Annotated in this window: 13 protein-coding genes; 7 read left to right on the forward strand and 6 right to left on the reverse strand. The window is 47.4% G+C overall.

Annotation, left to right across the window (positions count from 1 at the left end; all coding sequences use genetic code 11):
• Window positions 1-68: 68 nt before the first annotated feature.
• The 4 genes from gldG to EOO49_RS13005 form a co-directional block, all read right to left on the reverse strand.
• Window positions 69-1,874, reverse strand: coding sequence for a gliding motility-associated ABC transporter substrate-binding protein GldG (gene gldG / locus EOO49_RS12990; RefSeq protein WP_290846356.1), 1,806 nt, complete (start codon window positions 1,872-1,874; stop codon window positions 69-71).
• The gene (gene gldF / locus EOO49_RS12995; RefSeq protein WP_290846358.1) at window positions 1,871-2,596 is read right to left on the reverse strand and encodes a gliding motility-associated ABC transporter permease subunit GldF; all 726 of its coding nucleotides are present in this window, start codon (window positions 2,594-2,596) and stop codon (window positions 1,871-1,873) included. The genes gldG and gldF overlap by 4 nt, the downstream gene beginning before the upstream one ends.
• A gap of 68 nt (window positions 2,597-2,664) precedes the next feature.
• Window positions 2,665-2,961: an antibiotic biosynthesis monooxygenase family protein gene (locus EOO49_RS13000; protein ID WP_290846360.1), complete on the reverse strand. Its 297-nt coding sequence runs from the start codon at window positions 2,959-2,961 to the stop codon at window positions 2,665-2,667.
• Between the two features lies 1 nt (window position 2,962).
• Window positions 2,963-3,796 (reverse strand): SAM-dependent chlorinase/fluorinase, encoded by an 834-nt coding sequence (locus EOO49_RS13005; RefSeq protein ID WP_290846362.1) that lies wholly within the window; start codon window positions 3,794-3,796, stop codon window positions 2,963-2,965.
• 137 nt (window positions 3,797-3,933) lie between these two features.
• Here EOO49_RS13005 and EOO49_RS13010 point away from each other — a divergent pair, with 137 nt between their 5' ends.
• A complete protein-coding gene (locus EOO49_RS13010; RefSeq protein ID WP_290846364.1) occupies window positions 3,934-4,884 on the forward strand; it encodes a PhoH family protein in 951 nt (316 codons plus the stop codon).
• A 62-nt stretch (window positions 4,885-4,946) separates the two neighbouring features.
• Here EOO49_RS13010 and EOO49_RS13015 read toward each other — a convergent pair whose 3' ends face one another.
• Window positions 4,947-6,239, reverse strand: coding sequence for a hypothetical protein (locus EOO49_RS13015; protein WP_290846366.1), 1,293 nt, complete (start codon window positions 6,237-6,239; stop codon window positions 4,947-4,949).
• Window positions 6,240-6,391: 152 nt separating this feature from the next.
• On the opposite strand from EOO49_RS13015, the gene EOO49_RS13020 reads away from it, so the two are divergent.
• The 3 genes from EOO49_RS13020 (at window position 6,392) to EOO49_RS13030 (ending at window position 8,318) form a co-directional block, all read left to right on the forward strand.
• Entirely contained in the window at window positions 6,392-7,342 is a 951-nt protein-coding gene (locus tag EOO49_RS13020; RefSeq protein WP_290846368.1) for a phosphoribosylaminoimidazolesuccinocarboxamide synthase, read from the forward strand.
• 158 nt (window positions 7,343-7,500) lie between these two features.
• Window positions 7,501-7,881 carry an ankyrin repeat domain-containing protein gene (locus EOO49_RS13025; protein ID WP_290846370.1) on the forward strand — a complete coding sequence of 127 codons (381 nt, stop codon included), beginning with the start codon at window positions 7,501-7,503 and terminating at the stop codon, window positions 7,879-7,881.
• Between the two features lie 41 nt (window positions 7,882-7,922).
• Window positions 7,923-8,318 carry a hypothetical protein gene (locus EOO49_RS13030; protein WP_290846372.1) on the forward strand — a complete coding sequence of 132 codons (396 nt, stop codon included), beginning with the start codon at window positions 7,923-7,925 and terminating at the stop codon, window positions 8,316-8,318.
• 61 nt (window positions 8,319-8,379) lie between these two features.
• On the opposite strand, the gene EOO49_RS13035 is transcribed toward EOO49_RS13030, so the two are convergent.
• Window positions 8,380-9,468 carry a M42 family metallopeptidase gene (locus tag EOO49_RS13035; RefSeq protein WP_290846374.1) on the reverse strand — a complete coding sequence of 363 codons (1,089 nt, stop codon included), beginning with the start codon at window positions 9,466-9,468 and terminating at the stop codon, window positions 8,380-8,382.
• A gap of 83 nt (window positions 9,469-9,551) precedes the next feature.
• On the opposite strand from EOO49_RS13035, the gene EOO49_RS13040 reads away from it, so the two are divergent.
• The 3 genes from EOO49_RS13040 to EOO49_RS13050 form a co-directional block, all read left to right on the forward strand.
• Window positions 9,552-10,232, forward strand: coding sequence for a DUF4294 domain-containing protein (locus EOO49_RS13040; RefSeq protein WP_290846376.1), 681 nt, complete (start codon window positions 9,552-9,554; stop codon window positions 10,230-10,232).
• A gap of 71 nt (window positions 10,233-10,303) precedes the next feature.
• The gene (locus tag EOO49_RS13045; protein WP_290846378.1) at window positions 10,304-10,480 is read left to right on the forward strand and encodes a hypothetical protein; all 177 of its coding nucleotides are present in this window, start codon (window positions 10,304-10,306) and stop codon (window positions 10,478-10,480) included.
• A gap of 20 nt (window positions 10,481-10,500) precedes the next feature.
• On the forward strand, window positions 10,501-11,007 hold a 507-nt coding region (locus EOO49_RS13050; RefSeq protein WP_290846380.1), incomplete at its 3' end, for a hypothetical protein.

The following is an 11,007-nucleotide window of genomic DNA, read 5'->3' on the forward strand; positions in this document are numbered from 1 at the left end:
TATCCGAAACACAAATATATCCTAATCCACCAAAAGGCGAAACAAAGGCAAAACTATTTTTATTAACACTATTTGGCGAAGCGACGTCTGCGCAGCCACGTGAACAAAAGTCCGAAAACGACCAGGATCGCGATTGGGAATCCGAGCGTTACGGCCTGGATCGTCGAATAGCTGTCGTAAACTTTTTGTTGGTCGAGCAACGGCAATTTGACTTCTTTGTTGCGGATGTTGATAAGTCCGGTGTCGTCGAGCAGATAATTCACGCAATTGCTCAGGAATTCCTTGTTTCCGTAGAGTTTGTTGGTCCATTTGTCATAACCGAGTTCAAGCGGACGATATTCCTTGTCCAATTGGTTGCGGACGATATCACCGTCTGAAATCACGATCATCTTTGCGGCCTTTCCTTCCGCCTTGAATTCGGGATCCTTGAACGCCAGCACGCGATTTTCGTAAACCGAATGGAATTTTCCCTCGAGCAAAACCGCCAACGGGATGTTGCCTTTCCCTTTGAATTCTGCCGGATCGGGACGTTCCTGAACCATGTCGAGTCTCACTTCGACGGGCGTTCCGACGACATTCGAATATTGGGAAGACTCGAGCAAAACCGTCTTTTGGATGTCGTTTTTCAAAACATCGATGCTATTGGCAAAATCGAATTTTACCGGATCGAGATTGGCCGTGATTGCGCTTTTCGAACCCTTCGGAGCATAAGCCAGTGGCGAGTAGAACCAAGGATATTGCGAATATTGGGCCGCGCTGCCTTGTTCTCCGGTGGCCAACGCGATAGGTGCGCAATTCAGGTCTTTCACCAAAGTAGGATTGATGCGGATGCCGTATTTGAAGAACATGTCGTTCAGGTTCAGATCGACGGGAAACGCCAATGTCGCGCCGTTGTTCGTGTAAAGACTGTCCATCGAGACATTCGCCTGATCGATGAGCCACAAGGTTTTTCCACCGTTTACGATATATTGGTCGAGCACTTGTTTTTCGGCGTCGGAAAAAGTTTCGGTCGGTTTTGCGATCACGACCAAATCGTATTTCTTGAGGTATTTGAGGGTTTCGGTCGGTTGTTTCGCCACGGAATCTGTCGTAAAAGTACCGATGAAGTAATTCTGGCGCGTGTTCTTGATGAAATCGGCCATCAAAAGATCGTGAAGCTCGCCATTTCCTTTGAGTACGGCAATTTTTTTGTTCTTGCTCTTGGCGACAGTGTTGAATCCGTTCGAAAAGGCGTATTCCAGGTGTTGCACGGAGCCGACGACTTTTTCGGCCGTCGAGGCGCCCATCATGTTCTTGAGCAACGGAATCTTGACGCTTCGGCCTTGGTAAGTGGCGATCGCCCAAGGGAAAACCACGGCTTCGGTCTGTTTGCCTTTGTCGTTCATCGTCACGCGTGCCGGCGTCATTCCGGTTCCGACGAAGGAATCGAGAACGGCTTTGTCAAGATCCGAAATCCCGTCGATACTCTTCTTGACTTCGGCTGTTTCCTTGGCCGGAACCGTCGGATTGTCCATCCTGAAAATCGAGTAGATCAAATCGCGTTTATCCGGAGCGCTGTTTTCTGAATCGTCAAGCGGATTGATGAACCGGAAGCGGATATTCGAGTTGTAGGCCTTGAATTCCTCGAGCAATTGCCGCGTCTCGGATTGCAGTTTCTTAAATTCGCCCGGAAAATCACCATCGAGATAAACGTCGACGAGCAAAGGTTCGCGCACTTCCTGCATGATGTCGAATGAAGTCTGCGAAAGCGTGTATCTCTTGTCTTGCGTGAGGTCGAAGCGTTGGAAAGCCTTGACTCCGATAAGGTTCAAAACGACCAAAACCGCAATCGTGATCCCGAGGCTTTTGAGATTTTTCTGTTTGGCTGCTGTCATGACTTTAGCGATTTGAGTTTGAACACGGTGAACGAAAGGAACAAAACGGTCACGGTAAGGAAGTAGACCACATCGCGCGTATCGATCACGCCTCGTCCCATACTTTCGAAATGGCTGTCCATGCCAAGTGCCGATACGAGGTCGCGTGAATTCCCGACGAATCCGGCCAAACCTTCGAATCCATAATACAAAAGGAAGCAAAGGAAAACCGACAGGATAAAAGCCACGATCTGGTTATCGGACAGAGACGAAGTGAAAATCCCTATCGCCGAATAAGCGCCAATCAGGAAAAGCAATCCGAAATAAGAACCCATCGTGCTTCCCATGTCGATGTTGCCTTCGGGCATTCCGAGTCTGGAAACGACGTAAACGTAGATAAGCGTCGGAACGATTGCGATGGCGATCAGCAAAACCGATCCCAGGAATTTCCCGTTCACTATTTGCCACGCGCTCAACGGTTTGGTTAAAAGCAGTTCAAGTGTTCCTTGTTTCTTTTCTTCGGAAAAACTCTTCATGGTCACGGCCGGAACCAGGAAGATCAGAATCCAGGGCGCGATCGTGAAAAATGGCGTCAGGTCGGCGAAACCGCTTTGCGCAATGTTGAATTCCCCGTCGAAAACCCAAAGGAAAAGCCCGTTGAGCAACAGGAAAATGGCGATGACGAGATAGCCGACGGGCGAACCGAAAAACGACTTTATCTCTCTTAACAGAATGGCTTTCATTACCTGTTCTTTATTGTTTCTATTCTTAATTTCAAGGTCAGATCTGTTTTCGATCCGGATTTCCGACTTTACTCCAAACGCACCAAACGGTCGACGCTCCAGGCTTCGGGTTTGTCGTTGAAAAATTTCTTGGTGAAACTCCAAACGTCGTAAAACAGTTCGGACTTTCTGTAGTTTTCGAGATCATCTTCGGATTCCCAATAACTATAGGTAAAGAAAACGCCCGGATTTTGCTTGTCGCGATACAATTCCAATAAACGGTTGCCCGGCGCATTTCGTATCTTTTGCTTCATCAACTCGAAATTTTCGAGAAAAGCAGGCACATTTTCTTCGTGGAAACTCAGTTTTACGATCCTGATGAACATCTTACTGGAAATTGATGATGACGTCGTCCCAATATTTGAGTCCGAGCAAAGAAGATGCGTCCCCGGTCGTTTTCGGATTGCTGCGGTAAACGGCAATCTCGAGATTTCCGGCCGCGTTGAAGACGGCAAGTTTTTGTCCTTCGTAAAAACTCGGGGAAAAATTGTCGGATGTGATCACATCGGAATATTTTGCGAAGATCGTCCTGATGGCATTTTGCCCAAGTCGGAATACGATCTCGTAGTTGCGGTTTTTGGCTGTTTCCGAAAACATCTTGCGCGTAATGTTCGTCACGACATTCCCGAAGTGATCCACGTAAACGACATTTCCTTTGATGTTGGAAAAATCAGATGCGATCACGGGTTTTTTCTGGTTGAGTTCCCGAATTTCCTCGGTGTCGCGTCCGACGACATTGAGATTTCCGCCTTTTGCCAAATGACAGGCGACTTTCACCAACGCGTCGAGATCGCTTGAATCGTCAGGCAATCTGTCGTGGATGTTGATCGCGACGATTTTCTCGGCAGCGAATTTTTGCGTCAGGAAGCCCAATGTTCCGTTGTCTGCGCACACGAAATAATGCCCGTCCCACAACATGGCCAAATGCCTTTGGTGGCGGTTGATTTCGGCGTCGACTCCAATCAGGTGGACGCTTCCTTTCGGAAAACTCGAGTAGGCGGCCTCGACGATGTAACTCGCCTCGGCCGTATTGAACGGATCGATTTCGTGGGAAATGTCGACGATTTGCGCCTCTGGGTATTCTGTCAACACTTTCCCTTTCAATGCTCCGGCGAAATGATCGCGCAGGCCATAATCGGTAGTAAGCGTAATTATTGACATCTGATTGTTTATAAAATCTTGGCGAGGCGCCTTTAAATTGGTTATATTTGAGAGAACCGAAACACAAAAAAAGTGTGTCCGGAATTCATGCAAAGCTACTTAAAAAAGCTTTTATTCCTAATTTAAAAAGCAGCCGTTTGAACGAGAGAGTCATTGAACTAGGCGAGATTGCCCCAAAGGATTTCTGGGGCGCGCAGGATGCCCATCTGGAAACCATCAAAAAGTATTATCCGAAACTGAAAATCGTTGCCAGAGGCACGACCATAAAGGCATTCGGTGAAAAGGAAGTGCTCGACGAATTCGAGAACCGCTTCCACAGACTCATGGCGCATTTCACGAGATACAATAATATAGACGACAACGTCATCGATCGCGTCATCCAAAGCACTTCGCAAGATGAAACGCGAATGCCCGACCACGACAAGATCCTTGTGCACGGCCTTGGCGGAAAGCTGATCAAGGCCATGACGCCGAACCAGCAACTGCTCGTTGATACGGTTTACAAAAACGATATGGTTTTTGCGGTCGGTCCGGCCGGAACCGGTAAAACCTATACCGCCGTGGCTTTAGCCGTGAAAGCGCTCAAGGAAAAACAGGTCAAGCGCATCATCATCACGCGTCCGGCGGTAGAAGCGGGCGAAAATCTCGGATTTCTTCCGGGCGACATGAAGGAAAAACTCGATCCTTACATGCAACCGTTATATGATGCTTTGCGCGACATGTTGCCACCGACGACTTTGGAAGACTATATATTGAAAGGTATTATCCAGATCGCGCCATTGGCCTTCATGCGAGGACGAACTTTGGACCACGCTTTCGTGATTCTCGACGAAGCCCAGAATACGACGCATTCGCAAATGAAAATGTTCCTGACGCGTATGGGCAAAAACGCCAAATTCATCATCACGGGCGATCCGGGACAAATCGATTTGCCGCGTTCGACAATGTCCGGACTCAAAGAAGCGCTATTGATCTTGAAAGATACCGACGGCATCGGAATCATCCATCTCGACGACAAAGACATCGTGCGGCACAGGTTGGTGCGCAAAGTCATCGAAGCTTACAAGAAAATCGAGCATCAGGGCTGATCCGACAAAAAAAAGTATAGAACAAGCGTGGGTGAGAACCTGCGCTTTTTTGTTTTTCAGACTTATCGGTTTGATTCCGACAACCAATGGAACTCCCGTTTTTCAAGCGGAAATTGGCGTTTGTCGCGTTTGAGCAAAACAAAAACAGAGTCGTTCCGGACTTTTGTCTTCAGGCGCAAAGTATCTTTCCCAGACCAGGAATAATGCAAATCGCCAATGGGAATGCTGTCGTTTTTGTTGAATTTGTAGGCGTGCAAAACCTGTTTTTTGACATCTTGTCTGTAATAGAAATAGCCGCGGCCGTATCGCGGACGGAAAATCGTGTCCCTCGAGCCGACGCTCGCCATTTCGTCTTTCTCGAAAATGATGTCTTTCCAAACCAGCGTGTCGTTGGCCAAAACCGGAACCGTGTCTTTATTGACGATGAGTCGCTCGACCTTGAACAGGCCGTAGGTAAAGTGTTTTTTTGGCGAAGTCGCTTCTTGATAATAGTTGAAAGTGTCGAACAACATCGCGGCCGTACAAAGAAAGAACGCACATTTCAGCACGATCCGTCCAACTTTTACAGATTTTCTTTTTGAGGCAAAGTGGTACAAAGGATTTCCGAGGTCGACTTTGTGGCGGATGAAAAAGTTGTAGAGGCGAGGCATTTCAATCGCGAGCAAATAGGCGCACATGGCCGTCAAATGCATCGAGAATATTTTCACCGGAATGTCATAGCACAAGTTCAGCATCATCACATTGAGAAAAATCGCAAACGCAAGGCAAGCTCCTAAAGTGACAGTTCTTCTGAAAAGCAAAAGCAGGCCGGCCGTGAGTTCGAGCGCGCCCGAGAAAAATTGGTAAGGATCGGAATAGCCGATGAAAAGCCACGAAAGCCGCATCGGCAAAATTTCGCCGAGAGGTGTCGCCATTTGGCTCAGCATCGGAAATAGCATCTGTATCAGGAAAATTTTTATGATGCCGTAACTTATCGCGAAGTACGAGATCGTATACCGAAGTCCGGTTCTCAGCAAATAATCGAGTCGGTAATATGAGTGTTTTTTGAAATCGAGAACGCTCCAGACGAGACTTGCCAGGAGCGCGACAAAAAGTTCCAGAACCAATAGCGTCCACGCGTAAGAGGTGTCGCCGCTGCCGTTCATCGGGACCAATTCTTTCCTGAAGTGCAAAAAATGGTCGTTGAAGGCATGCACGAACCAATCGATCACGGAGGTTTGCAACTTGTTCAGCGCGGTCAGTCCCGTGAATTGCAACCAAGGCGTCGCAAGCAGATACAAAGTAAAATAAACGAAGAGGAATCGGAAGCAGATTTTTTGCCACCAAGTCCATTGGGCGCGGTTTTGGGTTTCCATCGGAAGGTTTTTGGCAAATATATAAGACGCGATTACGGACGCTGTTTTTAATCGACGAACGCCAAACTAAATAGATAAATGTCTTTCCAAAAGTGTATTTTTGCAGGCGCAAGTCTCGAAAGACAGGGCAAATCAAGTCAAAAACCACAAACATGAGCAACACGATCACAACTACAGATTTCAATTTTCCGGGACAAAAATCGGTCTATCGCGGCAAGGTTCGCGAAGTCTACAATATAAACGACGAACTTTTGGTCATGGTTGCCACCGACAGGCTTTCGGCCTTTGATGTCGTACTTCCGAAAGGCATTCCCTATAAAGGACAAATGCTCAACCAGATCGCCACGCGTTTTATGGAACTTACGAAAGATATCGTCCCGAATTGGCTTATCGCAACGCCCGATCCTAATGTCGCTGTCGGGCATTTGTGTGAGCCGTTCAAGGTGGAAATGGTGATTCGCGGTTATCTTTCCGGACATGCCGCACGCGAATATGCTTCGGGCAAGCGCAGTCTTTGCGGCGTTTTTATGGCCGAAGGTTTAAAAGAGAACGACAAATTTCCATCGCCGATCATCACGCCGACGACCAAAGCCGACAATGGCGAACACGATATGGATATTTCGCGTGAGGAGATCCTGTCTCAGGGAATCGTTTCGGAGGAAGATTATCTCGTGCTCGAAAATTACACCCACGCACTTTTTCAACGCGGAACGAATATCGCGGCCAGTCGCGGATTGATTTTGGTCGACACGAAATATGAATTCGGAAAGACAAAAGACGGAAAAATCGTGCTGATCGACGAAATCCACACGCCCGATTCTTCGCGTTATTTCTACGCCGACGGTTATCAGGAACGCCAGGACAAAGACGAACCTCAAAAGCAATTGTCGAAAGAATTCGTGCGCCAATGGCTGATCGCGAACGGTTTTCAGGGAAAAGACGGTCAGGCGATTCCGGAAATGACGGACGAATATATCCAGTCAGTGTCCGAACGCTACATAGAGCTGTACGAAAACATCATCGGCGAGCCTTTCGTGAAAGCCGATATTTCTGAAATAAACGAGCGGATCGAGAAAAATGTGCTCGACTTCCTCAAAAAGTAATTTTATCGTAACGATTTCAAAATGCCCGTAATCAGGGCGTTTTTTAATTTTGGAATGTCGGGAAGTCGTTAAAGAAACGTTAATCCGATTCATCACAGTAACGTTCTTGCACGAATTACGTCTATTATTTAAAATCAATCATTAAATCACAATCAATCATGAAAAAATCAATCTTCTGTCTGGCCATCGCCTTAGTTTCATTCTGTAATGTCGCTATCGCCAACGAAACTTCAGCTTCTGCAACCACGACTTCTACTTCGGAAGTAAAATTCATCGGAACACCACTTTGCACGGCAATCTCCAAGGGAGAAATCGAATTCGTCAAGAAAATGGTCGAATACGGCGCCGACGTGAACGAGAAATCAAACGGAATGACGCCACTTATGGTCGCCGCCCGTTACAATCAGGTTGAAATCGCAAAATACCTGCTTTCCAAAGGAGCGAGCACGAAAGAGAAAACCGAGAATGGTTTCACTGCCCAAAAATGGGCCGAAGCTACCGGCAACAAAGAACTCGCCGAGCTTCTCGCAAAAGCTTAATCAATCACAAATCATCATCAATCATCACAATCACAATCACCATGAAATCAATCATCACCTTCGGAGTGGCTATGTTGGCCATGACCGCAAACGCAATGAGCTTCGGCTTTAGCGAAATCGACACTGAAACCGGATTTGGAGACAAAATCCCGGTCAACGCAAAATTCTCGAACGAAGACACGATTTTGCATCCATCGGCTTACATTTCTTCCGATTATTCGAAGTCATCAGAAGAGACCGCACTCGACAACAACAAGGTCGTCGATGCGAATGACGAAGTGAAAGCGCCTTTGTTTTTCGAGACATCCGCAAGTGAAATCAAGGAAAACAACCGCATTATCGACGCGCAAAAAATCGAATATGCGCCACTTGATTTCAAATACATCAACAGAAATGAGTCAAAAGTTTCGATTCCGGACGCTTTGCCAAGACTGTAATCCCGACTTATAAAAGTTAGTTATAAAAGAAAAGCATCCTTATTCGGGATGCTTTTTGTTTTTACTTGAAATAGCTGAAGGTTTCCCCGTTCTCGATTCCCAGCAAGGATTCGTAGATAAGTCGGATCACGTTTTCCACATCGTCCTTGTGGACCATTTCGACAGTCGTATGCATGTAACGCAACGGAAGCGAGATCAGTGCCGATGCGACTCCGCCGTTGCTATAGGCAAAAGCGTCCGTGTCAGTTCCCGTAACTCTTGAAGAAGCTAATCGTTGGAATGGGATTTTGTTCTTTTCGGCCGTATCGAGAATGTGCTCGCGAAGATTGTTCTGGACCGCAGGCGCGTAAGTCACGACCGGACCTTTCCCGATTTGGGTTTCGCCTTCTATGCGTTTGTTGATCATCGGCGTTGTCGTGTCGTGGCAGACGTCGGTTACGATCGCGATGTTCGGTTTGATAGTGTTGGTGATCATTTCGGCTCCTCTCAATCCGACTTCTTCCTGGACGGAATTGGTGATGTAAAGCCCGAAAGGCAATTTTTTCTTGTTTTCCGACAGCAGGCGCGCCACTTCGGCAATCATGAATCCGCCCATCCTGTTGTCGATCGCGCGGCATACGAATTTGTTTCCGTTGAGGATCATGAATTCATCCGGATAGGTGATCACGCATCCTACGTGGATTCCCATTTCCTCGACTTGGGCTTTGGTTTCGCATCCCACATCGATATGGAGGTTGTCGATTTTGGGCTGTTCTTCCTTGTCGCGATTCCTGGTGTGGATAGCCGGCCATCCGAAAACACCTTGCACGATTCCTTTCTTGGTGTGGATATTCACGCGTTTTGACGGCGCGATCACGTGGTCAGAGCCGCCGTTTCTTATTACATATATAAGACCGTTGTCTGTAATGTAGTTCACGTACCACGAAATCTCGTCGGAATGTCCTTCGATGACGACCTTGAATTCGGCTTCCGGATTGATCACGCCCACGGCAGTTCCGTAAGTGTCGGTTATGAATGTGTCGACGTACGGCCTGAGGTAGTCCATCCAGATTTTTTGTCCTTCGGCTTCGTAACCTGTAGGCGACGCGTTATTGAGGTAGCGCTCGAGGAACGCCATCGATTTTTTGTTTAAAACGGTTTTTGTACTCATTCAGATAATTATTTCGGCTAAAATAAAGATTTGGCACTACAGTTGCCAAAGGATTCTATATTTTTGAACCATAATCGACCAATATGAGATTCGCAAGCGCGTTTTTGCTTTTGTTATTTTTCGGATTCAACGTCCAGGCGCAAATCACTCCAAAAGACAGTACACTGTCCGATTTCAACAAAGCCGAACAGGATTCCCTCTTGGAATATATGCTCGAGGACGTCTACATCGGCAAAGACCAACTCAATTATGCCGACAAAAAGGAATTCCTGATTTTACAGAATCGCGTCTACAAGGTTTGGCCTTATGCGAGGATGGCTTCGGAACGCCTGATGATGTTGGATCGCAATATGTCCAAACTCAAAACCGAGAAGGAAAAGAAGAAATACTACAAGATTGTGGAAGATTATATAGAGAACGAATTCTCTGAAAAACTCAAGAAACTTTCGCGCAAACAAGGTCAAATCCTGATCAAATTGATCTACAGGCAAACCGGACGCACGACTTTCTCCATCATCAAGGACTACAAAAGCGGATGGAAAGCGTTTTGGTCGAGCAATACAGCCAAAGTTTTCGACCTCGATCTCAAAAGAGGTTACGATCCTTACACGGTGAACGAGGACTATCTCATCGAAACGATCCTGCAGCGTGCCTTCCAAAGCGGCAGACTCCAAAAGCAGGAAGCGGTGAAACCGGCCGATATTGGCGAGCTCGATAAGTATTGGACGGGCAAGGCTATCGAACAGGCGCAGAAGAAAGAGTAGTACATATTATATAAGACGGTTTTTGGCCGTCTTTTTTTTTAGTAGCAGTGGCGGTTGCAGAAGCAGTTGCAGTGGCGGTAGCAGAAGCAGAAGCAGAAGCAGTAGCAGTAGCAGTAGCAGTAGCAGTAGCAGTAGCAGTAGCAGTAGCAGTAGCAGTAGCAGTAGCAGTAGCAGTAGCAGTAGCAGTAGCAGTAGCAGAAGCAGAAGTAGTAGCAGTGGCGGTGGCTGTGGCGGAAGCAAAAGAGTAGCAGTTGCAGATGCGGCAGAAATGACATATAAAAAACATTTTGCCGAAAGCTATTTCACGAAATGCATTTCCATAACTATTTTCCACAATCCTTTTCCGGCGCGGTTTGCCTGCCACTGCCACTGCAACTGCCAACTTTTATCAGGGCGTGCCGGCGGCCGTTTCCCAAGAGCCGATCCCGAAAAAATTTCCTATCGTCCTCCAAGACGCGCGATCGGAGGCCGCCGTCGGGCTGGAGGCGCTCGCTTTTTGCCCGGGAAAACCCGTTTGGCCGCCAAAACTCGAGTCAGGCAAAAGAGCTCAGACAACGCCGCCATCCCTCACGCGGAGGTCGCACGTGGCGCAATCCTTAGAAACCGGGAAAAAACTTTTGCGCGCAAGAATCGGCTTTCCAGCGACTTACGTGAGGGCGTGAAAAAACTTCGAAAAAAACCTTGCCGAAAACTTGCAGAAACGAAAAAGCGTGCTACTTTTGCACCCGCATTCAGCAACAAGTTCATCGGCATACTGGCAACAAGAAAGGAGGTT

It is taken from the genome of Flavobacterium sp., from assembly GCF_004295795.1.
Taxonomy (GTDB): Bacteria; Bacteroidota; Bacteroidia; order Flavobacteriales; family Flavobacteriaceae; genus Flavobacterium.